This is a genomic window from Alcanivorax sp. 24, from assembly GCF_004360225.1.
Taxonomy (GTDB): Bacteria; Pseudomonadota; Gammaproteobacteria; order Pseudomonadales; family Alcanivoracaceae; genus Alloalcanivorax; species Alloalcanivorax xiamenensis.
The window spans coordinates 231,860-255,439 of the sequence record NZ_SNUA01000002.1 but is presented as its reverse complement, the minus strand read 5'-3'; the positions used below and the strand labels follow the sequence as shown (position 1 = coordinate 255,439).

The 23,580-nt window shown below is 61.3% G+C and carries 26 protein-coding genes and 1 pseudogene; 9 read left to right on the top strand and 18 right to left on the bottom strand.

Annotated elements, in window-relative coordinates:
• Nucleotides 1–111 precede the first annotated feature (111 nt).
• Nucleotides 112–1,551, top strand: coding sequence for an MFS transporter (locus E0L37_RS03760; protein WP_133490455.1), 1,440 nt, complete (start codon nt 112–114; stop codon nt 1,549–1,551).
• A 40-nt stretch (nt 1,552–1,591) separates the two neighbouring features.
• On the opposite strand, the gene E0L37_RS21850 is transcribed toward E0L37_RS03760, so the two are convergent.
• Both E0L37_RS21850 and E0L37_RS03755 read right to left on the bottom strand, forming a co-directional pair.
• Complete coding sequence (locus E0L37_RS21850) at nt 1,592–1,726, bottom strand: hypothetical protein (RefSeq protein WP_255433118.1); 135 nt, start codon at nt 1,724–1,726, stop codon at nt 1,592–1,594.
• A 160-nt stretch (nt 1,727–1,886) separates the two neighbouring features.
• Nucleotides 1,887–2,348: an AraC family ligand binding domain-containing protein gene (locus E0L37_RS03755; protein ID WP_240687426.1), complete on the bottom strand. Its 462-nt coding sequence runs from the start codon at nt 2,346–2,348 to the stop codon at nt 1,887–1,889.
• 237 nt (nt 2,349–2,585) lie between these two features.
• Between E0L37_RS03755 and E0L37_RS03750 the strand changes: the two genes are divergently transcribed.
• Nucleotides 2,586–2,954 carry a YciI family protein gene (locus E0L37_RS03750; RefSeq protein ID WP_133490454.1) on the top strand — a complete coding sequence of 123 codons (369 nt, stop codon included), beginning with the start codon at nt 2,586–2,588 and terminating at the stop codon, nt 2,952–2,954.
• A gap of 241 nt (nt 2,955–3,195) precedes the next feature.
• Here the strand turns inward: E0L37_RS03750 and E0L37_RS03745 are convergent, their stop codons facing one another.
• Together E0L37_RS03745 and E0L37_RS03740 are read right to left on the bottom strand one after the other, a co-directional pair.
• Nucleotides 3,196–4,428: a CaiB/BaiF CoA-transferase family protein gene (locus tag E0L37_RS03745; RefSeq protein ID WP_133490453.1), complete on the bottom strand. Its 1,233-nt coding sequence runs from the start codon at nt 4,426–4,428 to the stop codon at nt 3,196–3,198.
• A gap of 12 nt (nt 4,429–4,440) precedes the next feature.
• A complete protein-coding gene (locus E0L37_RS03740; RefSeq protein ID WP_133490452.1) occupies nt 4,441–5,625 on the bottom strand; it encodes an acyl-CoA dehydrogenase in 1,185 nt (394 codons plus the stop codon).
• Nucleotides 5,626–5,805: 180 nt separating this feature from the next.
• On the opposite strand from E0L37_RS03740, the gene E0L37_RS03735 reads away from it, so the two are divergent.
• The 3 genes from E0L37_RS03735 (at nt 5,806) to E0L37_RS03725 (ending at nt 9,003) form a co-directional block, all read left to right on the top strand.
• Nucleotides 5,806–6,735 carry a LysR family transcriptional regulator gene (locus E0L37_RS03735; protein ID WP_133490451.1) on the top strand — a complete coding sequence of 310 codons (930 nt, stop codon included), beginning with the start codon at nt 5,806–5,808 and terminating at the stop codon, nt 6,733–6,735.
• A gap of 159 nt (nt 6,736–6,894) precedes the next feature.
• Nucleotides 6,895–7,242, top strand: a complete 348-nt coding sequence (locus E0L37_RS03730; RefSeq protein WP_133490450.1) for a GFA family protein — start codon at nt 6,895–6,897, stop codon at nt 7,240–7,242.
• Nucleotides 7,243–7,446: 204 nt separating this feature from the next.
• Nucleotides 7,447–9,003: an MFS transporter gene (locus E0L37_RS03725; protein ID WP_133490449.1), complete on the top strand. Its 1,557-nt coding sequence runs from the start codon at nt 7,447–7,449 to the stop codon at nt 9,001–9,003.
• Nucleotides 9,004–9,107: 104 nt separating this feature from the next.
• Here E0L37_RS03725 and E0L37_RS21745 read toward each other — a convergent pair.
• Nucleotides 9,108–9,296 (bottom strand): annotated as a pseudogene (locus tag E0L37_RS21745) (VOC family protein); the annotation flags it as partial.
• A gap of 70 nt (nt 9,297–9,366) precedes the next feature.
• Here E0L37_RS21745 and E0L37_RS03715 point away from each other — a divergent pair.
• The gene (locus E0L37_RS03715; protein ID WP_133490448.1) at nt 9,367–11,721 is read left to right on the top strand and encodes a membrane-bound PQQ-dependent dehydrogenase, glucose/quinate/shikimate family; all 2,355 of its coding nucleotides are present in this window, start codon (nt 9,367–9,369) and stop codon (nt 11,719–11,721) included.
• A gap of 8 nt (nt 11,722–11,729) precedes the next feature.
• Here the strand turns inward: E0L37_RS03715 and E0L37_RS03710 are convergent, their stop codons facing one another.
• Entirely contained in the window at nt 11,730–12,377 is a 648-nt protein-coding gene (locus tag E0L37_RS03710; protein WP_133490447.1) for a DUF2238 domain-containing protein, read from the bottom strand.
• Nucleotides 12,378–12,591: 214 nt separating this feature from the next.
• Here E0L37_RS03710 and E0L37_RS03705 point away from each other — a divergent pair, with 214 nt between their 5' ends.
• A complete protein-coding gene (locus E0L37_RS03705; protein ID WP_133490446.1) occupies nt 12,592–12,987 on the top strand; it encodes a hypothetical protein in 396 nt (131 codons plus the stop codon).
• Nucleotides 12,988–13,008: 21 nt separating this feature from the next.
• Here the strand turns inward: E0L37_RS03705 and E0L37_RS03700 are convergent, their stop codons facing one another.
• The 9 genes from E0L37_RS03700 to E0L37_RS03660 form a co-directional block, all read right to left on the bottom strand.
• The gene (locus E0L37_RS03700) at nt 13,009–13,455 is read right to left on the bottom strand and encodes a hypothetical protein (protein WP_133490445.1); all 447 of its coding nucleotides are present in this window, start codon (nt 13,453–13,455) and stop codon (nt 13,009–13,011) included.
• A gap of 21 nt (nt 13,456–13,476) precedes the next feature.
• Nucleotides 13,477–14,070 (bottom strand): transglutaminase family protein, encoded by a 594-nt coding sequence (locus tag E0L37_RS03695; RefSeq protein ID WP_236564187.1) that lies wholly within the window; start codon nt 14,068–14,070, stop codon nt 13,477–13,479.
• 50 nt (nt 14,071–14,120) lie between these two features.
• Nucleotides 14,121–14,801: a glutathione S-transferase family protein gene (locus E0L37_RS03690; RefSeq protein ID WP_201303860.1), complete on the bottom strand. Its 681-nt coding sequence runs from the start codon at nt 14,799–14,801 to the stop codon at nt 14,121–14,123.
• Between the two features lie 83 nt (nt 14,802–14,884).
• Nucleotides 14,885–15,250, bottom strand: coding sequence for a hypothetical protein (locus E0L37_RS03685; RefSeq protein WP_133490443.1), 366 nt, complete (start codon nt 15,248–15,250; stop codon nt 14,885–14,887).
• A gap of 202 nt (nt 15,251–15,452) precedes the next feature.
• Nucleotides 15,453–15,908 carry an azurin gene (gene azu / locus E0L37_RS03680; RefSeq protein ID WP_133490442.1) on the bottom strand — a complete coding sequence of 152 codons (456 nt, stop codon included), beginning with the start codon at nt 15,906–15,908 and terminating at the stop codon, nt 15,453–15,455.
• Nucleotides 15,908–16,549 (bottom strand): SCO family protein, encoded by a 642-nt coding sequence (locus tag E0L37_RS03675; protein WP_133490441.1) that lies wholly within the window; start codon nt 16,547–16,549, stop codon nt 15,908–15,910. Before E0L37_RS03675 ends, azu begins: the two co-directional genes overlap by 1 nt.
• A complete protein-coding gene (locus E0L37_RS03670) occupies nt 16,546–17,307 on the bottom strand; it encodes a formylglycine-generating enzyme family protein (protein WP_133490440.1) in 762 nt (253 codons plus the stop codon). Before E0L37_RS03670 ends, E0L37_RS03675 begins: the two co-directional genes overlap by 4 nt.
• Nucleotides 17,304–18,371, bottom strand: coding sequence for a copper-containing nitrite reductase (gene nirK / locus E0L37_RS03665; RefSeq protein ID WP_205655575.1), 1,068 nt, complete (start codon nt 18,369–18,371; stop codon nt 17,304–17,306). Before nirK ends, E0L37_RS03670 begins: the two co-directional genes overlap by 4 nt.
• A gap of 147 nt (nt 18,372–18,518) precedes the next feature.
• On the bottom strand, nt 18,519–19,475 hold the full coding sequence (locus tag E0L37_RS03660) for a GlxA family transcriptional regulator (protein WP_133490439.1): 957 nt from the start codon (nt 19,473–19,475) through the stop codon (nt 18,519–18,521).
• 80 nt (nt 19,476–19,555) lie between these two features.
• On the opposite strand from E0L37_RS03660, the gene E0L37_RS03655 reads away from it, so the two are divergent.
• Nucleotides 19,556–20,248, top strand: coding sequence for a DJ-1/PfpI family protein (locus E0L37_RS03655; protein ID WP_133490438.1), 693 nt, complete (start codon nt 19,556–19,558; stop codon nt 20,246–20,248).
• A gap of 10 nt (nt 20,249–20,258) precedes the next feature.
• Here E0L37_RS03655 and E0L37_RS03650 read toward each other — a convergent pair whose 3' ends face one another.
• Nucleotides 20,259–21,044, bottom strand: a complete 786-nt coding sequence (locus E0L37_RS03650; RefSeq protein ID WP_133490437.1) for a helix-turn-helix domain-containing protein — start codon at nt 21,042–21,044, stop codon at nt 20,259–20,261.
• A 146-nt stretch (nt 21,045–21,190) separates the two neighbouring features.
• Between E0L37_RS03650 and E0L37_RS03645 the strand changes: the two genes are divergently transcribed.
• A complete protein-coding gene (locus E0L37_RS03645) occupies nt 21,191–21,982 on the top strand; it encodes a sulfite exporter TauE/SafE family protein (protein WP_133490436.1) in 792 nt (263 codons plus the stop codon).
• A 10-nt stretch (nt 21,983–21,992) separates the two neighbouring features.
• Here the strand turns inward: E0L37_RS03645 and E0L37_RS03640 are convergent, their stop codons facing one another.
• Complete coding sequence (locus tag E0L37_RS03640; RefSeq protein ID WP_159660598.1) at nt 21,993–22,529, bottom strand: TerB family tellurite resistance protein; 537 nt, start codon at nt 22,527–22,529, stop codon at nt 21,993–21,995.
• 67 nt (nt 22,530–22,596) lie between these two features.
• Nucleotides 22,597–23,577 carry an aldo/keto reductase gene (locus E0L37_RS03635; protein ID WP_133490434.1) on the bottom strand — a complete coding sequence of 327 codons (981 nt, stop codon included), beginning with the start codon at nt 23,575–23,577 and terminating at the stop codon, nt 22,597–22,599.
• Between the last annotated feature and the right edge of the window lie 3 nt (nt 23,578–23,580).

Here is a 23,580-nt window from a genome sequence, read left to right as displayed (position 1 = left end):
GAGGATTACCTCTTGTAATAGGATAAACAGCTAAATTGTAATGCGATAAAGGATCTCCAGAATAGCGTCTCTTAACCCATGTACAACCTTCGCCCACAAGAGGAGACCACGATGGCGTCCCGCCCCCCACTTGCTTCTCCCATTCCCCATGACAAGGGTATTCCCGGCCTGCCGGTGTTGTTGCTCGGCGGCTTTGTCACCATTTTCGATTTGTTCGTGGTCAATGTGGCGATCCCCAGCATGCAGCGGGATCTGGGCGCCAGTTTCGCGCAAATCGGCTTCGTGCTGGCCGGGTATGAACTCGCGTTCGGCGCGCTGCTGATCACTGGCGGACGCCTCGGCGACCGGTTTGGACGCCGGCGTCTGTATCTGTGGGGAATGACTCTCTTCACCCTGGCCTCCCTGCTGTGTGGCATCGCCCCAACGGCGGAAGCCCTGATCGCCGCCCGGGTATTTCAGGGCGGTGCCGCCGGTCTGCTGTTTCCGCAGATTTACGCCTCCCTGCGCGTGCTCTACGACGCCCACACTCAGCGCCGGGCGTTTGCCTGGCTGGGCATGACGCTTGGATTGGCGGCGATCGCCGGGCAGGTGCTGGGCGGCTGGTTGGTGCATCTGGATCTGGCTGGCCTGGGCTGGCGCACCATCTTTCTGGTCAACCTTCCCGTCGGGCTGGTGACCTTGATGTTCGGCGGACGGCTGGCCGAATCGCGCCTGGAGCAAAAACCGGATCTGGATGGCCCGGGCGTGCTGCTGGTGGCCTCGGGCCTGACCTTGTTGCTGGTGGCGTTGTTGGAAGGGCCGACCCGGCACTGGCCGTTATGGTGCTGGGGAGCCCTGGCGTTGTCCATTTTGCTGCTGGCGCTGTTCAGCACTCAGCAACGTCATCGGCAAAGCAGGGGGCGCCTGCCGCTGGTGGATATGGCATTACTGCGACAGCCGGCTTTCGCGCTGGGCTGTTTACTGGTCACGCTGATCTATTCCACTTCCAGTTCCTTTTTTCTGTGCTTCGCGCTGCTGGTGCAAACCGGACTGGGGCTGGATCCGTTCCAGGCCGGCGCACTGTTCGCGCCGGCCAGCGCCGGTTTCATGGCGTCGTCTTTGCTGGCATCACGCTGGGTAGCCCGCTACGGTACCGCCACTCTGGTGGCCGGCGGCGGTCTTTACGCGGTGTCCCTGGGAGCGCTGATCGCGCAAGTGCACTGGACCGCGCCAGAGGGGCAACTGGTGGGGTGGGTTCCGGTATTGATCGCGGTGGGTTTTGGACAGGGCCTGGTGATGACGCCGTTGCTGAATCTGGTTCTCGGGGTGGTGCCACGGCAACAGGCGGGCATGGCCTCCGGCGTGGTCTCCACGCTGCAACAGGTGGGCGCCGCCCTCGGCGTGTGCGCCATGGGCATCCTGTTCCTCGGCACTTTGCGGGCTGCCCCACTGGCGGATCCGGCCACCGCCCATGTGGACGCTTTCGTCACCGCCATGCTCTATAACCTGACGGCGGCGGCGTTGTCCTGTGTGTTATTGCAGCGGCTGCGCGGATTGGGGCATAACGCCTGATGCGCAAAGCTGGAAAACCGCCCCCCTGATCAGCGGGCGCTCACCGCCCGCTGATTTCGTTATTTTCTTTCTTCTTTTTCCCTTTGTCGTAGTGCCACTTGATGGCGAAGAACATGCCCGTACCAAACACGACAATCTTGAAGGTAAAAAAGACTATGGGGATCCAATTCATCATTTGGAGTATTTCCAGGCCATGATTTGACACTGTCTGCCGTGAGGAGCACCGCCTCAACAGGTGGCACCGATTGTGCGGACAGTGCTCCTGGATTTTAGAGTGGAACGCGCCGGGCAATCGTGCTGCCGTTTTAATCGCGGACAGCTTCGCGAAGTATGCCTCATCCTGGGTCTGATCGGCCAGGGCCATCTGACATCTGGCGTGATCTCCACACGGCAACAAGGGGACGCCGGACGCCGGACGCCGGACGCCGGGTGATGCGAAAATCTCCGTGATGCATCACATCGAAGGCGGTACCGATGGCAAGGGCCAGCCGCGCATCGCTGCTCATGGCATCCTGAAACGCCATGCGGTAATGGTCGGGACGTTGTTCGAACAGCCCGCCCAATCGCAGATGCAACCATTGCGGATCAATGTACAGTAGCCGGTAGGTAAAGCCTTCCGGCGTCGGCCCGTGGCCGTCATGGACATCGCCGGGTTCCAGCAGGATCACCTTGCCCGGCGTGCTCTCATGGCGGGTGCGCCCCAGGTGAAACCGCTGTACTCCCTGCTCGGTGAGCCCGATGGCGTAGGTATCATGCCAATGCGGGTCGTAAGCGTGGCCTTCGAAATGGGCGCGCAGGCTCTCGATCCCGGTTCCCGGATCGCGGGACAGATCAACCCAATTGGTGGACGTGATTGCCGTTCCTTGCCACTGTCTGGAGCGGATTCACTCCGTGGCGTCATTACTATTACGGAAACAGGTACAGAAATCGGTTAGTGGAATTGATCATCAATACCCCCCCGGGCGGGGCGCGTCTGGAACATTTGTGCGGCGTCCTCTACTCCTCGGTCATAACAGCATCCATGGGATTAAAAAATGAAATTTCTCTGTCTGGCCTATGAAGCGGAACACACCCTCACCGATCTGACGCCAGAACAATGGCAGGCGCTACGCCAGGAGACCCTGGACTATGTGGAAAGCCTGCGCGCCGGCGGCCACCTTGTCGATACCCATGCGCTGCAAAGCGCGCGCCGGGCCAAAACCACCCGCATCCGTGGTGGCAAGGTCTTGGTCACCGATGGTCCGTTCGCCGAAACCAAGGAGCAGTTGGGTGGTTTTTTCCTGATCGAAGCAAGGGATATCGATGAAGCCCTGCGCCTGGCCCAGGGCTGGCCGTCGGCACGGCTGGGTACGATTGAAGTGAGACCAATCGAGGAGACACTGCGCGAGGAAGGGCGGTATTGAAGGGAAAAATCGCGGCCCAGGAGCCTCTGCTTGTCCCACAGTCGTGGAGCGGGCCGCCTACACGCAACACACTTGCGCAGCCTTGCGGCACAGTATTCGCTGGCAAGCCTGCTCCCACAGCGACTTCGTAGCTCGACCTGTTGTGGGAAGCTGGCTTGCCGGCGAATCGGCGTGCAGCGTGTAAGCAGCATGTCTGCGAATTGCAGGGCAGCACTGGCTCACGAGCCGCAACGCCTCTTCCTCAGTTCTGCCCGGCGATACGCTCCGCGCGCAGCCGCTGGATCGCTTCGGCGGACAGCCCCAGGGTTTGCGCCAGCACCTCATCGGTGTGCTCCCCCAGGAGCGGCGGCGCGGTGCGATACCGCACCGGTGACGCCGACAGCCGCAACGGGCTGGCCACCTGTGGCACCGTGCCCAGACTCGGATGCGGCATTTCCAGTTGCATGCCCCGGGCCTGGACGTGGGGGTCCTGGAACACATCGGCGATGCTGTTGACCGGACCACAAGGCACGCCAGCCTGTTCCAACACCTCGATCCATTCCCGCGTGGTGCGCATCACCGTGTTCTGTCGCATCAGCGGAATCAACGTATCGCGATTATCCACCCGGGCGCGGTTGGTGGCGTAGCGCTCGTCCGCCGCCCATTCCGGGTGTCCGGCCACTTCACAGAAGCGGGCGAACTGACCGTCGTTGCCGATGGCCAGGATCACGTCACCGTCGGCGGTGGGGAAATCCTGGTACGGCACCACGCTGGGATGGGCATTGCCCATGCGCGTCGGCGCCTTGCCGGTGGTGAGGTAATTGAGTGTCTGGTTGGCCAGACAGGACACCTGAACATCCAGCAGCGCCATGTCGATGTGCTGGCCTTCGCCGGTCTGGTTGCGATGCTCCAGCGCACCGAGGATGGCGATGGTGGAATACAAACCGGTGGTAATGTCGGTGAGCGCCACGCCCACTTTCATCGGACCGGCACCGGGCTCACCATCACGGTGGCCGGTGATGCTCATCAACCCGCCCATGGCCTGGATCAGAAAGTCGTAGCCGGGGCGGCTGGAGTAAGGGCCGGTCTGGCCAAACCCGGTGATGGAGCAATAAATCAGTCCGGGGTTGTCCGCGGACAGCGATGCATAGTCCAGACCATAGCGGCGCAGGCCGCCTTTCTTGAAATTCTCGATCACCACATCGCTTTGCGCGGCCAGCTCACGGACCAGCGCCTGCCCTTCCGGATGGGCGATGTCGATGGCCACGGATTTCTTGTTGCGATTGGTGCACAAGTAATACGCGGACTGATCACTGTCGTGCCCCTCCGCGTCCTTTGCATAGGGCGGCCCCCAGATGCGGGTATCGTCACCGCTGTCAGGCCGCTCCACCTTGATCACCTCGGCGCCCAGATCGCCCAGGATCTGGCCGGCCCAGGGGCCGGCCAGAACGCGGGACAGATCGAGCACGCGCAGGTGCGATAGCGCGCCGCTCATAGCTGCCCCGTATCAGTTGGTGAAGGCTTGCAGGCCGGTTTGCGCGCGGCCGAGGATCAGCGCGTGCACGTCGTGGGTCCCTTCGTAGGTGTTCACCACTTCCAGGTTGACCAGATGGCGGGCCACGCCGAACTCGTCGGAGATGCCGTTACCGCCCATCATGTCACGGGCCAGGCGTGCGATATCCAGCGCCTTGCCGCAGGAGTTGCGCTTCATGATGGAGGTGATTTCCACCGCCGCGGTGCCTTCGTCCTTCATCCGGCCCAGGCGCAGACAACCCTGCAGGCCCAGGGTGATCTCGGTCTGCATGTCGGCCAGTTTTTTCTGGATCAATTGGTTGGCGGCCAGCGGGCGGCCGAACTGTTTACGGTCCAGGGTGTACTGGCGGGACGTGTGCCAGCAGAACTCGGCGGCGCCCAGCGCGCCCCAGGCGATACCGTAGCGGGCGGAGTTCAGGCAGGTGAACGGACCGCGCAAACCGGACACGCCCGGCATCAGGTTCTCTTCCGGCACGAACACGTTGTCCATGACGATTTCACCGGTGATGGACGCGCGCAGACCGACCTTGCCGTGAATCGCCGGAGCGCTCAGGCCTTCCCAGCCTTTCTCCAGAATAAAGCCACGGATCTTGTCGTCCTCGGTCTTGGCCCAGACCACGAACACATCAGCGATGGGGCTGTTGGTGATCCACATCTTGGCACCGGTGAGCAAGTAGCCGCCGTCGGCTTTCCTGGCGCGGGTGACCATGCTGCCCGGATCAGAACCGTGGTCCGGCTCGGTCAGACCGAAACAGCCGATCCACTCGCCGCTGGCCAGCTTCGGCAGATATTTCTGCTTCTGCTCTTCGCTGCCGAACTCGTTGATCGGCACCATCACCAGGGAGGACTGCACGCTCATCATGGAACGGTAGCCGGAGTCCACCCGCTCCACTTCCCGGGCGATCAAGCCGTAGCACACGTAGTTGAGGCCGGCACCGCCGTAGGCTTCCGGAATGGTGGCGCCGAGCAACCCGAGTTCGCCCATTTCACGGAAGATTTCCACATCGGTGTGTTCATTGCGGAAGGCGTTGAGCACGCGCGGCATGAGTTTGTCCTGCGCGTACTGATAGGCAGTGTCGCGCACCATGCGCTCGTCTTCGGTGAGTTGCTGATCCAGCAGGAGGGGGCTCGCCCAGTCAAAGGCTGCGTTATTGGCCACGGTTATTCCACCTTTTCACTTCAAGAAGGGATGAGAGACTGCCCGGTCAGGCACGAAGGCGCTATTTGGTCGGGTTTGGCGCCATGCTATACAGGCCCTGGCGGTCAGAACAAGCCACTTTCTTGCACGCCTTTGTGCTATTTTATCACTTGTGGACAAAAATCGACCGGGAAGACCCGCATGCGACGCAAGATCCCCAGCACCGCCGCTCTGATCGGCTTCGAAGCGGCCGCCCGCCATCAGAGCTTCACCAAAGCCGCCGAGGAACTGGCCCTGACGCAAAGCGCCATTTGTCGCCAGATCGCGGCCCTGGAAGACTTTCTCGGCGTCAAGCTGTTCCGCCGCTCACGTCCGGGAGTGCGGCTCACCGAAGCGGGCCGTGACTACAGCCGCCGGGTCAGCGTCCATCTTGATGAATTGGAACGGGATACGCTGGCGGTGATGGGTGACCACGGCGCCGCCAATACGCTGGAACTGGCGGTAGTGCCCACCTTCGGCACTCGCTGGCTGCTGCCACGGCTGAAGGACTTCCGCCGCGCCCACCCCGGCGTCACCGTCAACCTGACCAACCGCACCAAACCGTTTCTGTTCGCCGAGACCCGCTTCGACGCGGCCATCTATTTCGGTGACGGCGACTGGCCCGGCACCGAGGCCACCTTATTAATGCATGAGGAACCGATGCCGGTGTGCAGCCCGCGCCTGATCGCCCCGGAACGGGAGCTGGACGCGCAAAGCATCGCCGGCCTCACCCTGCTGCAACAAACCACTCGCCCCTACGCCTGGAGGGAGTGGTTCGACTCCACCGGCCTGCGGGTGGAACGGGATATGACCGGCCCACGCTTCGAGCTGTTCACCATGCTGGCGGAAGCGGCCATGCAGGATATGGGGATTGCCCTGATTCCACCGTTTCTGATCCGCGAGGAACTGGCCTCCGGCCGGCTGATCATTCCCTTGCCGCACAGCTATCGCAGCTCCTGGGCTTACCATTTCATCCTGCCGGAACAGAAAGCGGAGAATCCATTGTTGTTGCTATTCCGGGATTGGCTGGTAGCGGAAATCGAACACTTCCGGGGAAGCGGCGGGCTCACCGCGTCGCCGGAGACGGTTTGATACCAGCACTCCAATTCGCTGCCAAGGCAGCTTCCCACAGCAAGAATCACCACGGAGATGTCTTCCCTATGTCATTTTCCGACGTTAACCTTGGACACGATGTCGAATTCCCGATCACGTCGTTCGACTCAATGACGACTAACAAGAAAGGAGAGACCGATGAACTACAAAGGAAGTTGTCATTGCGGAAACGTCGCCTTCGAGGCCGAAGGCGAGTTGGACGGCGCCATGTCCTGCAACTGTTCGATCTGTCAGCGCAAGGGAGCCCTGTTGTGGTTTATTCCACGGGACAACCTGCGGGTGCGGACATCGGAGGACGACATCGCCACCTACACCTTCAATCAGCATGTGATCCAGCATCGCTTTTGCCCGAAATGCGGTATTCACCCCTACGGTGAGGGGGTGGATCCGGAAGGCAATCGAATGGCCGCGATCAACATACGTTGTCTGGAAGGTGTCGACCTGGATTCGGTTCCCGTGCAGCGGTTCGACGGCCACTCCATGTAACCGGTCCGGTTCGCCGACCAACCCGCCGAGCGACTGACCCACGCTCTTCATACTGCCCTTCGGGCATACCCGAACCTCATTGAGGTTCCTCTGCCGCGTTGCCGCAACGGGAAACCGTCGGCCCGTTCCCGCCCCTCCATAGTGGCGTACCGCGCGCGGCACTCCGTAGTAAATGAAAGGATAACGACTGTGTCACAGGAGAATATGGAATCTTCCAACGCGTTACCGCCCGCCGCAACGCGGCGGGAGTGGCTGGGTCTGGCGGTGCTGATGCTGCCCACGGTGCTGCTGGCACTGGACATGACGGTCCTGCACCTGGCGGTGCCACAACTGAGCGCGGACCTGCACCCCACCAGTGATCAACTGCTGTGGATCCTCGACATCTACGGCTTCATGATCGCCGGCTTTCTGGTCACCATGGGCACGCTGGGCGACCGCATCGGCCGGCGTAAACTGCTGCTGACCGGTGCCATCGCTTTCGGTGCCGCTTCAGCGCTGGCGGCGTTCGCCACCAGCGCGGAAATGCTGATCGCCGCCCGCGCCTTGCTCGGCGTGGCCGGCGCGACGCTGATGCCGTCCACCCTGTCGCTGCTGCGCAACATGTTCCATCAGGAACAGGAGCGCACGATGGCGATCACGGTGTGGATGACCGGCTTTATCGTCGGCAGCGCCATCGGCCCACTGGTGGGCGGCGCCCTGCTGGAGTTTTTCTGGTGGGGTTCGGTGTTTCTGCTGGGTGTCCCGGTGATGGCGCTGCTGCTGGTGTGCGGTCCGCTGTTGTTACCGGAGTTCCGCGACGAGCAGGCCGGGCGCCAGGATTTTCTCAGCGCACTGCTGTCGGTGGCCATGGTGATCGCGGTGATCTACGGCCTCAAGGACATGGCCCGCAACGGCGTATCGTGGATGCCCTTGCTGTCCATCGTCGCCGGACTGGTCATCGGCGCGCTGTTCGTGCGCCGGCAACGCCGTTTGGCGGAACCGATGTTCGATCTGGCGCTGTTCCGCAATCGCACCTTCAGCACTTCCGTGGTGGCCATGCTGCTCACCGTGCTGGCACTGTCCGGCGCCTGGCTGATGGTGTTCCAGTACCTGCAGGGTGTGTTGGGGCTGTCGCCCTTGCTCGCCGGCCTGGTGATGCTGCCACCGGCGGTGATCCAGACCATAGCATCGCTGCTGGTGCCGCGCCTGACCCGCTATATGAGTCGCGGCGTGCTGGTCAGCGTCGGTTTGCTACTGTCGGTGTTCGGCTTCCTTGCCATGGCGATGGTCACCGGTATGGACAACATGGCCTGGCTGGTGGCCGGGATGGTGATCATGGGTGTCGGTGTGATGCCGATGATGATCCTCGGTACCGACATGGTGGTCAGCGCCGCTCCGCCCAACAAAACCGGGGCCGCCTCGGCGACGTCGGAGACCGCCACGGAACTGGGCATGGCTCTTGGCATCGCGGTGATCGGCAGCGCCGGCGCCGCGGTCTATCGCGCGCACATGGCGAAAATCCTGCCGTCCGAGCTGCCGGCGGACCTGGCGCTGGCCGCCGGCGACACCCTGGGCGGCGCCCTGGATACCGCCCGCCAGCTTCCGCCGGAGGTGGCGGACCTGGTACTGTCGGGAGCGCGCGCCGGCTTTACCCAGGCCCTGCACACCAATGCTCTCATCGGCGCCACCATCGTCGCCGTCACCGCGGTGATGGTGGGGTGGTTGCTGGCCCGTCGTCCGGTGCCCGCGGATAACGACACCTCACAAACCGAAACACCCTGACCCAACGCCGGGCTCCCACGAGCCCGGCATCGTCCCCGGCGAGTCTGCGACTCAAAGGCCACTACCATGACATTACCGGGATTCTGGCCATGGATCTCCTTGCCGGCCTCACCGTAATGGCTCATGGCGGTGATGCGAGAACCGGGAAATACATCGACGTAAAAATGCGCCGCGTGTTCCGCCTGGCCGTCGAACCAAAGACAAGGCCTAATCGTCAGCTCGATGTTTATTATCGTCTCCCCTGATTTCACTTCGCTCCTGGTTGGTCGTCTGCCCACGGAGAGGATTGACATTTCCGCGGTGGTCCGCCGGTCCGCGCTATGGCACTCTCGAAGCGGATCATCCGGATAGGAGGCTGGTTTGATGAACGAAAAAGAAAAAACATCACCCTGGGTATCCGCTGTTACCGTCCTGGTGGGCCTGCTCATGGTCGTCGCCGGCATCGGTCTGCTCGGCGGCGGGATCTACCTGATTATTCTGGGCGGTTCCTGGTACTTCAGTCTCGCCGGCATTGCTCTGGTGACCTCCGGCGGCCTGGTGATGGCCCGGCGCGTTCTGGGTTTCTGGCTTTATGCCGCCGTTTTCACAGGCACGGCCCTGTGGGCCTGGTGGGAAGTGGGACTGAATTTCTGGCCTCAAGTATCACGTCTGTTCGCGCCGGCGGTGCTGTTGTTCCTGTTGGCGCTGCTGGCGCCGGCTTTACGACGGGGCAAGCCCATCAGTGGCGGCACCGCCTACCCCTTGGCGGCGGTAATCCTGCTTGGTCTCGCCGCAACGGTCTTTCACGCCTTCTATCCGGGTTCCATTATCGCCAGCCAGAGTGAACCGCCGTCTCTGCCGGTGGCGGATCAGACCCAGGACTGGCTTCACTACGGACGTCAGCAGGACGGCACCCGCTATGCGCCGCAGGATCAAATCACTCCGGCCAACGTGGACCAGTTGGAAGTGGCCTGGACCTTCCGCACCGGTGACGTTCCCAACGCCAATCCACCCAACGCTGGTGGCGAGGATCAGAACACCCCGATCCAGGTGGGCGATACGCTCTATGCCTGCACCGTGCACAACAAAGTGTTCGCCCTGGACGTGGACAGCGGTAAACAGAAGTGGCGCTTCGACCCGGAAGCGTCCTCCCCCCTGTGGCAACGCTGCCGGGGTCTGGGCTATTACCAGGCATCCCGTGGTGACGAAGCCTGCGCCGGACGTATCGTACTCTCCACCATTGACGCCCGTCTGATCGAGTTGGACGCGCAAACCGGCGCGCTCTGCCCTTCTTTCGGCGATGGTGGCACCGTGGATCTGAAACAGGGGATGGGTGATGTGAAGCCGGGATTCTATTTTCAAACCTCGGCGCCCACCGTGGCGCGAGGGCTGATCATCATCGGCGGCTGGGTGTTCGACAATATGATGACCGGAGAACCCTCCGGCGTGATCCGCGCCTTCCACGCCGACAGCGGCGAACTGGCCTGGGCCTGGGACCTGGCCAACCCGGCCCTCACCGGCCTGCCGCCGGAAGGGGAAACCTACACTCGCGGCACGCCGAATGTCTGGTCCACACCGGCGGTGGATGAAGAGTTGGGAATGATCTATCTGCCCACCGGCAACGCCACTCCGGATTTCTTTGGTGGTCATCGTACCGAGGCGGACGAGGCCTACTCCTCGTCGATTGTCGCTCTCGATTTACGCACCGGCCGCGAGCAATGGAAATTCCAGACCGTGCACCATGATATCTGGGATTACGATGTGCCCTCCCAACCCGCTCTGTTCGATGTGGATGACGGCAATGGCAATACCGTGCCCGCGCTGATCCAGACCACCAAGCGCGGCCAGATTTTCATGCTCGACCGGCGTACCGGGGTTCCCATCGCCGAAGTGGAAGAGCGCCCGGTTCCGCAAGGCGCCGTGGAAGGCGACTGGACCTCGCCAACGCAGCCTTATTCCGTCGGCATGCCCGTCATCGGCGCGGAAAAGTTGTCGGAAGCAGCCATGTGGGGTGCCACCCCGTTCGATCAACTGTACTGTCGTATTCAGTTTCGCAAACTGCGTTACGAAGGCGATTTCACGCCGCCAGGGCTGACTCCCAGCCTGCAATGGCCAGGCTATTTCGGCGGGATGAACTGGGGCAGCAACACCGTGTACAAACCCGGCGGCTATCTGATCGTCAATGACACCCGTTCTCCGCAGCGGGTATTGCTGGTACCCCGCGAGGAGGCCGACAAGGAAGACGCCTCCGCTTCTCATACCGGTTTATCCCCTCAGCACGGCACACCCTACGGCGCCTCCAAATATGTGTTCATGTCCCCGCTGGGCGTGCCTTGCCAGAAGCCGCCTTACGGTACGCTCAGTGCCATCGATTTGAATCGGCGTGAAGTGGTCTGGCAGGTCCCATTAGGCACGGTGGAGGATACCGGCCCTCTGGGACTGAAGATGCATCTGCCGATTCCCGTGGGCATGCCAACGGTGGGCGGGCCCATGTCCACCGCTTCCGGCCTGGTGTTCCATGCCGGCACTCTGGACTACAACATCCGTGCCATGGACGTGGCCAGCGGAGAAACAGTGTGGAAACATCGCCTCCCGGTGGGCTCCCAGGGCACGCCGATAACCTACACCTCCCCGGCCAGCGGCAAACAGTACCTGGTGATCTCCGCCGGGGGGTCACGGCAATCTCCGGACCGGGGCGACTATATCGTGGCCTTCGCCCTGCCGGACAAAACGGACTGAGCCCTCCGTCAAAGCGACGGGGTGCCGGCGTCCACGCCGGTGCTCCGACGCTTGAGGAAGGCGTGCACTGTCACTGCCAGCACCGCTCCCACCGTCGCCAACGCCATGTCCTTTTGCGCATCCCAGATGTCCCCTTGAGTCCCGAGGAATGCCTGGCCCAGATCGCCACCAAACCAAACCGCGGCAATCCACTCGATCAGTTCGTACAACATCGATGTCGCCATAATAATCGCGCAGGAAAAGACATAAGCCCAGGCTCGCGCCAGGCCGACCACGCGCCGGCAGAAGTCGAACAGCGGTATCGTTAACAACAGCCCATAAGCGAGATGCACCAGCCGGTCGAACTGGTTGCGCTCCCACCCCATCCATTGATTAAGGCTGAAGCCAAACAGTTTCCCCAGTGCTGACTCGTAGGGCACCAGGGAATAGGTGTAGTGGGAGCCCAGTTCATGCAGCGACAGAAAAGCAAAAATCAGCAGATAAGCCTCGTTGGAGAAAACGAACCAGCGACGAGTAAACACCAGCACCGGCAGGGTGAGAAAAACCAGGGCGTTTTCCAACACCCAGGCGGACCGTTCATGAGGCTCACAGGCCATCCAACCGACAAAAAAAAGAAAACCGCACAGTAACCAGACAAAGATGTGACGATTGGACATTCCATGATTCCAGATCAGAACAGACACAAGCCGGGCCACCTTGAGCCCGCCGTTATTCACCAAACGACTCGCGCGCCACCCAAAAGTCTATAGGAAATCGCCGCTTTGTCCTGTAAGCCTTTTCCCCAAGGAATTCCGTTCTGGCTGATAGCCACCCTATGACATTTTTATTACTCTCAGGCACACCCTCGTACTTTATTGGGAGTTCACGGATATGGAAATCCGACACGCATTGGAAGTATTGCGGGATCTGGCCGAAGGCGTCGATCCGGTAACCGGTCGCCCTTTTCCCCAGCATTCGCCTTATATTCACCCGGATATAACCCGGGCCCTGTTCACCTGTATCCAGGACATTCGCTACCGGCGCGGCTCCGCCGTGACCCTCAGGGACAACCGGGCAACGGCGCCGGTGATCAAGGGACCTTATTACCTGAACCGCCCCTGGACACCGGAACAGAGCCGACAATTGCGGGATGCTTTCCTGTCCGGACTGTCAGTGGAGGCTCTGGCACTGTGTTTCTCCCGTTGCCCGCCGATGGTCAGGAGTGAACTGCAACGTCAGGGGCTGGTTCCCGGAGATGACAGGGGGTCACCGGTCACCGACCGGTGACCCAGACGAAGGCCGGCGTCGTCACAGGGAGACGCACATGGGAGTCAGGGAAGAATCCGAGTCATTCATGAAAAGTCCGCAAAGCCCGCCAGCGCCATCGCGATCCTCCGCGCTGGCGGAAACCAGTCGCTCGTCCTCGAACACCAACACCGCCTGGTTGGTTCCAACCGGGACCACCAATGGGATCGGGATCAATACCCATGGCACGACACCGGACCAGGCGAGTCCGGAGCGATAATACAGGACTGTTCTCCGCCCCTCGTCGCGGCGCCGATCCGGCGCTCCCCAAACGCGCAGCACCTCATCAAGATGCCAATTGCTGGCCTCCATGGACGAGGCCAGATACCCCTTTCCGCGCAGCACGACGGAATCCACCGCATAATCGGTTTCCGGATTGCTGATCACCCAACCGCCGACACAGCCCTGCAGCAATGCCAGCACGGTCAACATCATCACGCGCCGCGCCATACACTCCCTTCTCAACATGGACTATTCCCGATCCGGCAGATTCAAATGCAATGCCCGCGCATCCTCATAGGCGTTCAACGCGGAGACCACTTCCGGTAAAGGTTCGGCGAACCGGCCGGGAATGTCCTTCTCCCCCGGCAGCGTCGCCGCGTACGCCAAATGCTCGATTGGCGGCTCAAAACGAGCGTCAATGCCCGCCCGGTTACCACGGGCGTCAATCCGATACCAAGTCTGGCCGGGTAAACGGACCGCGTTCAGCCCGTGCAGACAATACGGCTCACCATTATCATCCCGGCTGAGCCGTTGGTAGCAAAATGCCGTTGGAATGCCGTTCGCTCTGAGCAGCGCGGCAAGCAAGTGACTTTTGGCGTAACAGAAACCACTGCGCTCACGCAGTACCTCCGAGGCCGTACAAGGAACCGGAGAGAGCCGATAATCCATGGAGTGCCGAACCTCATCCCTCACCCAGAGAAAACAGCGATGGGCCACCGCCTCATGGGAATCCTGCTCCGCCGCCAACTCCCGGGCCAGGGCACGGACATCAGGGTGATGCCAATCCACCACATCCGTCGCCGCCAGATAGGCGTCCATACCTTCTTCATCACGTTCTTTCATGGGAGTCTTTGCCAATACGGAGTGCTTCGATGCTCTAGCACGGAATTACGTCAGTACGTCAATTTACCGCGAAGCGGTTCGAAACACACCTGAATCCGCTGACGATAGGGTTCCCGATCAGCCAGTCGCTGATACCAGGCCATCACCGCTGGCCCCCGCGCTACCGGTAACCCCATTTCAAAGTACCGGTAGAGCACGGTACCGGCCGGAATATCCGCCAGGGAAATCCGATCGCCCCCCAAATAAGGCCGCGACATCAATTCCTGATTGAGCAAACGGAAGTATGTCTCGCAGGCTTCCCGGGCCTGCCCGATCGTATCAGGATCATGCTGCGACTGAGGCGTTCGAAAGTAACTCCAGAACAGTGCCATGAAGGCCGGCTGCAGAGCGGTCTGCGCCCAATCCATCCAACCATCTCGGCAGGCACGCTCGGCCAGTGATGAAGGCCACCAGAACTCCCCTCCATAGCGTGCGGCCAGATAGCGGAGAATCGCGTGGGACTCCCAAATCACTGTACTACCATCACGCAGCACCGGCACTCGCCCGTGAGGATTCATGGCCAGGAATTCAGGATCGTCCAAACCACCGTGGTCGCCGCCCAGGTTGATGTGCCGGTACTCCAGCTCCAACTCATCCAGCAACCAGAGCACTTTCTGAACATTAAAAGCGCTATCGCGCCCCCATAGCGTCAGTGCTTCGGTGGGGGATTCGACGCTATAGCCAACGGCCACAATCGGTCTCCCGCACGATACAGGCATACCGTTCTTCGGTGATGATATCGGTATCGGAAAGCCAATCCAATTTTGCCTCCATGTCAGCTGACTTTTTCGACAAAATTCTGGCCGACGCCAATCATAGCGCCCAAAACCAGCAGGCATAAGGCATACCGCCCCACCCTGCGACCTTGGGCCTTGCCTTCGTCGGAAACGGGGGCAGCGGGCTCGGTCCTGTTACCGAAGATACGGACCCACAATCGATATGGAAGCATGAGAATCGCGGCCACGCCGGCTTCCATCAATCCAACCAACGCCGCCAGGACCAGGAATCCTATCAGGACTTTTATACCGCCCATCAGAGCAACGGTCGCCAACAAATACCCGACTGCCAGAAACAACAAGCCGGCACCGAACAGCGTCAACAAACCAACCCCATCTACTATTCTCTCGAAGAGCGTTTTCATCCCTGATCACCTCTTTAACCGCCCGCTCGCTTAGGGAATCTCCGAAAAATACCCTGCATCCCAGGCTTGACCTATACGTCATCCCGGGCTTGACCCGGGATCTCCTTCTGTAAAGCCCACGGCTTCGTAGAGAGAGATGCCGGGTCGAGTCCGTCATGACGTTTCAGGGTATCAGCATTGGACTTGAATTCCAGAGCCTCGGTTAATTCACCAACAGCTTCCCTTTCATCATCGTCCAGTGACCGGGGAAGCTGCAGAAGAAGGTGTAATCCTCACCCGCTTGCAGATGATTCACGGGGATGGTCAGAGAGGTGGACTGTCCGCCACCGATCATGTCACTGGCGCCGATGACTCGGTCATCATCAGGCGGCACGTAACCGTTCTCCGGTCCCGCCTTTGTTCCCGCCGTGGCCACGTCCTTGAAGTCTCTGGTCAATGTCACCACCACATTGTGGCCCATGACGTTGGCACCGAGTTTGCCGGTGTGCGCCAGTTCAATGGTGACGGCTTCGCACCGGGAGGATACCGTAAGCCGGGAGAGGTCAAAGCGCATGTTGTCATCACCCCGCAGGGTAACCTGACAGTTATCGGCGGCCTGTGCCAGAGCCGAGAGCCCCCAGATCAGCATGCCCGCGGTGGCGTAAGTGGCGATATTCATCAGTAATCTCCTTGAGAGGAATGGGATGCCATGAGCGCCTCGACCTGACGGACGAAGGACGGGTCCGGAGCGCCGGTCATCTTCTCGGTGCGCGCCACGACGCGACCCTCGGCGTCCAGCAGCAACCAGACATTGGTATGATCGAAGCCGCCGTCATCACGTGGGCGGAAACGGATATCCAACAGCGCGGCCAGGGTTCTTTCCTGGTGGTCCCGGGGCCGCAAGAACGTAGCCCGCTCCGGCGACAGCCGATAACGGGCCATGGTCGCCGCCAGCACCTCGGGAGTGTCATGAACGGGATCCATGGAGATCACCAGTAACCGGGGAACCGCCTTGCCCTCTTCCAGGAGCCTCTGCTGCACACTCATTCCCTGGTGAATGATCAACGGACAACTCATGCGGCAGCGGGTATAGACCATCGAAACCAGACGGGGCTGGCCACGCAGGTCCTGCCATTGCAACGTTTCTCCTTGCTCGTTTTCCACCGTGGCCGAGAGTGCGTAGACGGAGTCGCTGGGCAGGCGCCGTTCACCCCATACGGACTGAGGGACCAGTATCGCCAACACCAGCAGGGGCACCAGCACACTAAGACAGTCCCAGGGCTTGAGGTATTGGACCTTTTCTTGGCGATTCGCTTTCATGGAAGCTCCTTGGCGCAACGAAAGCCGAGGTTGGATAAAGTGGTACGGGCGGACAGCGCTGACAGCAAGGCCACCCTTTTGATCACCGCATAGTCGCGGCGGTCACTGAATGCCAGCGCGCTGCCACCGCAGTAGCGCAGCGGGTTTTCGGTATCGACGTTACGGCTATCGGCGGCGGCCATCAGGCTGGCGTGATCCCAGGGCCATTCCCAGACCAGCCCATGCAGGTCATGCACGCCATACACATTGGGTTCGCTCTCTCCAGCAGCACGGTAGGCTCCAGGGGTGCCCCCGGTCAGAACCCGCTGGCGACGGTGAGCATCGTCACGGGCATCAGTCTGGCGGTCATCGGCGGCGGCGGCGAACTCCCACTCCAGCCAGCTCGGCAGGCGCGCGCCCTGGGCCCGGCAGTAGGCGTCCGCGGCGAACCAGCTCACCCGGGTTACCGGGAAATCCAGGGCCTCCGAGCGCGGTGTCAGCGGCCCCGGCCAATGGGCCAGATAACCAGCATCGGCGAACAGGGCGGGAATCCGATCCCGACGCCATTGCGGATGGGTCTCGACAAAAGCCAGAAACTCCGCTTCGCGCACCGGTCGGGACATCAACTGATAACCCGCGACAAAGACCGCCTTATCGCCATTGCCAAACCGTAAGCTGGAGTGGAAGGGGCCACCAGCCAGCGACACATAATCGTCCGCCACCACCGCCGCGCTCAGCATGCATAACAGTGGCATCCAGAGCCCCCTCCGTTTCATCATTGATCTCCCGCTTCGGCTTCCGGGTATTCCCCGTTGAACTGCTGGCCGGTGTAGATCTCCGGTTTCACCTCGCCGTCCACGCTGAGAATGCCGAGCGCGCCTTTGTTGAAAGTACGGAAGATGCTGTGATCGACCAGTATGAAGTTGCCGGGAACGTCCGTGGTGAACTCGACCATGGCGGCGCCGCCAGCCGGGATCAGCGTGGTTTGCACATTCTCCTGGTACTTGCTGCCCCCTTCGTAGAAGACGCGATCGAAGATCTCGCCAATCACGTGAAAGCTGGATACCAGGTTGGGACCACCGTTGCCGACGAACAGACGGACCTTATCGCCGGCGTCTGCGGTGAGCGCTCCATCTCCGGTCAAGGCTCCTTCACTGCCATTGAAGACCACATAGGTAGGGTGCTCATCCACCGCCTTTTCCAGGCTGAATGGTTGCAGGCCCGGCTCCCCATAGCCCCCCTCGGTATAGAAGTCACCTTGCATGACGTAGTACTCGCGATCCACCGGTGGCAGTCCCTCCTCCGGTTCCACCAGAATCAGGCCGTACATGCCGTTGGCGATATGCATCCCCACCGGTGCCATGGCGCAGTGATAGACGTACAGACCGGGGTTCAGAGCTTTGAAGGTGAACTGCGTTTTATGCCCCGGCAGAGTGAAGGTGGCTTCCGCGCCACCGCCGGTTCCGGTGACCGCGTGCAGATCAATGTTGTGCGCCACGTGGGAGTCATGGCGGTTCTTGAGATGAAACTCCACGGTGTCACCTTCACGGATCCGGATGAAACTGCCGGGCACCGTGCCACCGAACGTCCAGAACTCGTAGGTGACACCATCGGAAAGGCGCATTTCCTGTTCCACCATTTCCAGGTCCACCACCACCTTGGCGGGCCCTTTGCGGGAAATCGGTGGTGGCACCAGCGGAGGTGCCGTCAATTGAGCCTGCTCCACCGGGAGCGGCGCTTCGGTTGTCGCCTTACCGGTGGTACAGCCACTCAAGATAAATGCCAGAGCGATCCCCCCGGCGAGTTGCTTCAGTACGGTATGTGATGTTAATCCAGACTTCATGGCCGACCCTCACTTTGGCTATCGGGCTCTCCGTCGCGGTCTGGATTAAATATGCATTTAAGATGAATCTTTTAGTTTTGATCGGCATCAAGAAGCGAACCACCCCCGTGCCGAGCAGTGACAAACCGGATCGATCAGTGATCTGGATCAATAACGCCGGAACACCCGGCGAGCCTGACGCCGCAACGCCTGTGGGGCATGTCCGAAACGACGAACGAAAGCACGGCGCATGCGTTCCGGATCATTGAACCCGAACATGATGGCGATCCGCTCGATCGGTTCATGGCCGGCTTCCACCCGGTGCCGCGCGGCTTCCACACGCAGCCGTTCCACCGCTCGCGCCGGGGTCTCCCCGGTTTCGGCACGGAATAAACGGCTGAACTGACGAGTCCCCAGACAGGCGGCTTCGGCCAGACGTTCCACCGGTAAGGGTTGGTGCAGATGCGCACGGGCAAAATCCAACGCCCTGCGGACGCGATCGGATTCCGGTTCCAGTGCCAGAGCCTCGGAAAACTGTGACTGGTCGCCGGAGCGCCGCTGATGTACCACCAACTCCCGGGCGGCGGCCCGTGACAGTTCCAGCCCCAGATCCTGTTCGATCATGGCCAGCGCCAGATCGATTCCGGCGGTAATGCCAGCGGAAGTCCAGATATGGCCATCACGGATATAGATGCGATCGCCCTCCACCTTCAATGCCGGATAGCGCCGTTGCAATTGAGCGGTGTAACGCCAATGCGTGGTCACGCGGCGACCGTCCAACAATCCCGCCGCCGCCAGGATCACCGCGCCGGTACAGACACTGGCGACCCGATCGGCCCGCCGCGCCAGACGCCGAACGGTATCTCTTTCCTCATGCTGCCCGGCCACCTGGTGAGCACCCCGCCCCCCTACCACGATCAGGGTATCCACCACCGCGCGACCGGGCTTGGAGGTGTCTATGGTGATACCGGCGGTACTGCGCACGCCGCCCCCCTGGCGGGAAAGCACGCGCAAATCATAGGCCTGCTCCGGGGCCAGTTGGTCCAGCCTCTGAAAGGCCGCCAACGGACCACTGAGGTCCAGCAACTGGAAGTCGGGGAACACATAGAAGGCAATTCGATGCATGGCTTAAATCGAGGGAAACAGGTCATTGGCGCCATCACCTTGCCCCCCTAATCTGGGGGGCGTCAAGCAGGAGCCCCACCATGACGCAAACTTTGAATATCGTGTTCGCCGTTTACGATGACGTCACCCATCTGGATTTCACCGGTCCGCATATGTTCTTCGCGCGATTGCCCGGCGCCCATATACAGGTGGCATCCCTGCACGGTGATCCGGTGCGCGCCGACGGCCTGATCTTCGCCGAGCTGGCGGCACTCACCGACATCCCCCACTGTGATGTATTGTGTGTACCGGGTGGCGTGGGCTGTGTGGCGGTGATGGAGGATCCAACCTATCTGTCGGAACTCAAACGGCTGGCCAGTAGTGCCCGCTATCTGACATCGGTGTGCACCGGATCCCTGATTCTCGGCGCCGCCGGCCTGCTGAAAGGCAAGCGGGCCGCCTGCCATTGGGCCTGGCGGGACATGCTTGGCGAGCTCGGCGCCATCGCTGATCCGGAGCGGGTGGTGCGCGACGGCAATCTGATCACCGGCGGCGGGGTGACCGCGGGTATTGATTTCGCGCTTACCGTAATCAAGGAGCTGGCCGGCACCGATGTCGCACAGTCGATTCAGCTCGGATTGGAATACGCGCCACGGCCCCCCTTCAACGCTGGCCGTCCGGAAACCGCACCGGCACCGATACTGAATAAAGTGAATGACGCCATGGCCGCGGCCATGCCGGCGCGCTGGGAAGCCACTCGCCGGGCGGCCCGGCGTCTTTCGCAAGACCAGTGAGGCGACCGCCTCAGTCCGGCTCACGCCATCGGCGGTCAGGGTGATAACGAGAAGGCGGTTGGCCCAGCCGCCGCCGGAACATGGTCGAGAACGACGCCGGGCTGTCGTAGCCATATTCAAGGGCGATGCGAGTGATCGATTCCCCGGCCGTCAGACGCTCCAGCGCCAGCACCACGCAAGCCTGTTGTTTCCAACGCAAAAACGGCAGGCCTGTCTGCTGTTTGAATAAGCGGCTGAAGGTGCGTTCGCTCATCGCCAGACGCGGCAGCCAGTGGTCGATACGGGCGTGAATATCCGGCTCGTCCAGGAACGCGCGGCAGACTTTCTGCAGGCGTTCATCTTCCGGCAGCGGAATATGGAACGGCAAAGACGACAGCCGTGCCAGCTCATGAAACACCAACTCCGCCAAGGTACCGTCACGACCGTCAAGGTCATACAACAAAGGCAGCTGTACGGCTTCCGCTAATAGTTGACGTAACAACGGCGACACTTTCACCACCTGGCACACCGACGGTGGTCTGATCACCGCGCCGGGTTCCAGATAAAGGCTGTGCGTGCTCACCCCGAGCATGCGCACTTGGTGCGCTTCCTCGGCCGGAATCCAGACCGCCTGTCCAGGCGGCACCACCCAGGTCCCCGCCCGCGTGGCAACGTGCATCACACCCGTAGCGCCGTAGAGCAATTGCACCCGGCGATGACGGTGCCAGGGCAACACCTGCCCATCGGCATAATCCGTGCGGATCGCCACCAAAGGGCGCGGCGTATCGTCAATGTCGTCGATAGGGATGTTTCGCATCGCCTTCTTCCAAGCCCCTGTACCCATCCTGCCTCACCCTGGCCGAAACACGATCAGGATTGGCAGGATCGATGATACCCGCTCAACGCCAGCGACGTATGCTGGCCATCCCGAAAATAATCCGGGCGCAACGGAGCCCAGCTATCATGGACTACTTTATCGTCATCGCCGTGGCGGGCTTCGCCACCGGTATCACCACTTTGCTGTTCGGCTTCGGCGGCGGCTTCGTGGTGGTCCCTTTCGTCTATCATTTCGTCAACGCCACCGGCATTGGCGCGGGCCATGGCATGCGCGTGGCCGTGGCCACGTCCACGGCGGTGATGATCCTGAACGCCGGCTATGCCACTTATACCAACTGGCGACGGGGGTATCTGCACAGCGAAATCCTCGCCCCTCTCCTTCTTCCCATCGGCGTGGGCGCCCTGCTGGGTGCCGGTCTGGCCGATCTGCTCGGTGATTCACTATTACGCATACTGTTCAGTCTTTATCTGGCGGGGACGCTGCTGGATGCTCTGCTGCGCAAGGGGTTCCTGGGTAAACCCGAGCCCCGCCGGATACGCCCGGTGACCCGCTGGGCGGGCGGTCCGCTGATCGGTACTATCGCCACACTGCTGGGTGTTGGCGGCAGTGTCATGACCGTTCCACTGCTGCGCCGGCATGGCTATGACATGAAATACTGCGTCAGCGCCGCCAACCCGCTGTCGATGCCGGTGGCTATCGTCGGCACCGTGATGTACGCGTGGCTGGGACAGGACCAGTCGCTTGGCGCGGAATATCTGGGATACGTCAACACCAGGGTTCTCGGTGTCCTGGTGATCGCCGGCATCGCCGGAATGCTGTTCGCGAAACACTGTATCCCGGCGATTAATGACCGGCTGCACGCCCGGGCTTATCTGCTGCTTCTACTGTTGATGCTGATCGTCAGTGTGTGGCCATAACCCGCGAAGACTACCGCCATTGCCCTTTTTTGGGGGAAGCGGGCCGGAGTAGTGGCACCAGTTGTTCGAGCAAATCCTGTTGCCGCCGCGAAGGGGTTCCCTCCACCCGGGTGATTCGCTCCACCAGTTCCAGTGCCGACTCAGCCTGCTCCGGCGAGAACCGCTCAAGGCTGGGCCGCACCACCGCCGCCAGGTTATCCCGGATTTCCTCGCCCTTACCAAACAAATGCACGCAAGCGGCCAACAGATCCGAGGCCTCGGCCTCGGGCAGGTGGAAGGTCTCCCGGAACAACGTCAACAGGGCCCGCTTTTCATCACCGCTCATATCGCCATCCAATTTGGCGGCGGCGGTCATTAATAGCGCCGTCAACTCCATGGGGCTTTCCAAAGCATAGATCGGGTTACCCTGGCTGCGGCTGCGCCATTGGCGGCGACGGCGCCAGGCCCAGGGATTCAGTCCGCCCAGATCGATGCCCATCTCCGCCAGGCGATAAAGCAGCCACAGAATCGTGACCAACGTCCCCAACAAACCCAATACGATATGCATGCCCGTACCTCCCTGTCTCCATGACGTCATCGGCGCCGCGATTATAGCGGCGTTTTGCCCATCAGGCTCAGCTGAATCCCACCACATCATGGGGAATGTACGCCTGTTCCAAGGCGGCTATCTCTTCCCCGGACAGTTCCAGGGACAAGGCACTGACAGCATCTTCCAATTGCACCGGCTTACTGGCACCGACAATCGGCGCGGTCACCGGAGACTGATGCAACAGCCAGGCCAGCGCCACCTGCGCACGCGGTACGCCGCGGGCGGTGGCCACCCGGCCCACCGCCTCGATCACTCGCCGGTCCGCTTCCGCCATTTGCACATACAGTCCCTTGCCAAACTCATCGGTACGCTGCCGATCGCTGTCCTGATCCGGCTCCCGCGCCAGACGCCCTCGTGCCAGCGGGCTCCACGGCAGTACGCCGATGCCCTGGTCGGCGCAGAACGGCAACATCTCCCGTTCTTCCTCCCGGTACAGAAGGTTTAAATGGTTCTGCATGCTGACGAACTCAGTCCAACCGTTCTGACGGGAGGTGAACACCGCCTTGGCGAATTGCCAGACGTACATGGACGACGCGCCGATATAACGGGCTTTGCCGGCCTTCACCACATCGTGCAGCGCTTCCAGGGTTTCCTCGATGGGAGTGTGGTAATCCCAGCGATGGATCTGGTAGAGATCCACATAGTCGGTGCCCAATCGTCTCAGGCTATTATCGATTTGCCGCATGATCGCCTTACGGGACAGGCCGCCGCCATTGGCATCGCCGGACATCGGCATGAATACCTTGGTGGCCAGTACGATCTCGTCACGGCGGGCGAAATCACCAATGGCGCGCCCGACGATTTCCTCCGAAGTGCCATCGGAATAGGCGTTGGCGGTATCGAGGAAATTGATGCCCGCCTCCAACGCCTGGCGGATCAAAGGCCGGCTGCGCTCTTCGTCAAGGGTCCAGGCGTGCTTGCCACGATCAGGAATACCGTAGGTCATGCACCCCAGACACAGGCGGGAAACCTTCAGGCCAGTACGGCCCAGTCGCGTGTATTGCATCTC

Bases quoted from the DNA above. Each gene is read 5' to 3' on its own strand.
- nirK (WP_205655575.1), bottom strand. From the start codon at position 18,371: ATGAAGTCTGGATTAACATCACATACCGTACTGAAGCAACTCGCCGGG.
- E0L37_RS03645 (WP_133490436.1), top strand. From the start codon at position 21,191: ATGGACTACTTTATCGTCATCGCCGTGGCGGGCTTCGCCACCGGTATC.
- azu (WP_133490442.1), bottom strand. From the start codon at position 15,908: ATGAATATCGCCACTTACGCCACCGCGGGCATGCTGATCTGGGGGCTC.
- E0L37_RS03695 (WP_236564187.1), bottom strand. From the start codon at position 14,070: ATGAAAGAACGTGATGAAGAAGGTATGGACGCCTATCTGGCGGCGACG.
- E0L37_RS03705 (WP_133490446.1), top strand. From the start codon at position 12,592: ATGGAAATCCGACACGCATTGGAAGTATTGCGGGATCTGGCCGAAGGC.
- E0L37_RS03745 (WP_133490453.1), bottom strand. From the start codon at position 4,428: ATGAGCGGCGCGCTATCGCACCTGCGCGTGCTCGATCTGTCCCGCGTT.
- E0L37_RS03700 (WP_133490445.1), bottom strand. From the start codon at position 13,455: ATGGCGCGGCGCGTGATGATGTTGACCGTGCTGGCATTGCTGCAGGGC.
- E0L37_RS03760 (WP_133490455.1), top strand. From the start codon at position 112: ATGGCGTCCCGCCCCCCACTTGCTTCTCCCATTCCCCATGACAAGGGT.
- E0L37_RS03670 (WP_133490440.1), bottom strand. From the start codon at position 17,307: ATGATGAAACGGAGGGGGCTCTGGATGCCACTGTTATGCATGCTGAGC.
- E0L37_RS03730 (WP_133490450.1), top strand. From the start codon at position 6,895: ATGAACTACAAAGGAAGTTGTCATTGCGGAAACGTCGCCTTCGAGGCC.
- E0L37_RS03675 (WP_133490441.1), bottom strand. From the start codon at position 16,549: ATGAAAGCGAATCGCCAAGAAAAGGTCCAATACCTCAAGCCCTGGGAC.
- E0L37_RS03685 (WP_133490443.1), bottom strand. From the start codon at position 15,250: ATGAAAACGCTCTTCGAGAGAATAGTAGATGGGGTTGGTTTGTTGACG.
- E0L37_RS03725 (WP_133490449.1), top strand. From the start codon at position 7,447: ATGGAATCTTCCAACGCGTTACCGCCCGCCGCAACGCGGCGGGAGTGG.
- E0L37_RS03715 (WP_133490448.1), top strand. From the start codon at position 9,367: ATGAACGAAAAAGAAAAAACATCACCCTGGGTATCCGCTGTTACCGTC.
- E0L37_RS21850 (WP_255433118.1), bottom strand. From the start codon at position 1,726: ATGATGAATTGGATCCCCATAGTCTTTTTTACCTTCAAGATTGTCGTG.
- E0L37_RS03710 (WP_133490447.1), bottom strand. From the start codon at position 12,377: ATGTCCAATCGTCACATCTTTGTCTGGTTACTGTGCGGTTTTCTTTTT.
- E0L37_RS03655 (WP_133490438.1), top strand. From the start codon at position 19,556: ATGACGCAAACTTTGAATATCGTGTTCGCCGTTTACGATGACGTCACC.
- E0L37_RS03635 (WP_133490434.1), bottom strand. From the start codon at position 23,577: ATGCAATACACGCGACTGGGCCGTACTGGCCTGAAGGTTTCCCGCCTG.
- E0L37_RS03650 (WP_133490437.1), bottom strand. From the start codon at position 21,044: ATGCGAAACATCCCTATCGACGACATTGACGATACGCCGCGCCCTTTG.
- E0L37_RS03660 (WP_133490439.1), bottom strand. From the start codon at position 19,475: ATGCATCGAATTGCCTTCTATGTGTTCCCCGACTTCCAGTTGCTGGAC.
- E0L37_RS03750 (WP_133490454.1), top strand. From the start codon at position 2,586: ATGAAATTTCTCTGTCTGGCCTATGAAGCGGAACACACCCTCACCGAT.
- E0L37_RS03640 (WP_159660598.1), bottom strand. From the start codon at position 22,529: ATGCATATCGTATTGGGTTTGTTGGGGACGTTGGTCACGATTCTGTGG.
- E0L37_RS03735 (WP_133490451.1), top strand. From the start codon at position 5,806: ATGCGACGCAAGATCCCCAGCACCGCCGCTCTGATCGGCTTCGAAGCG.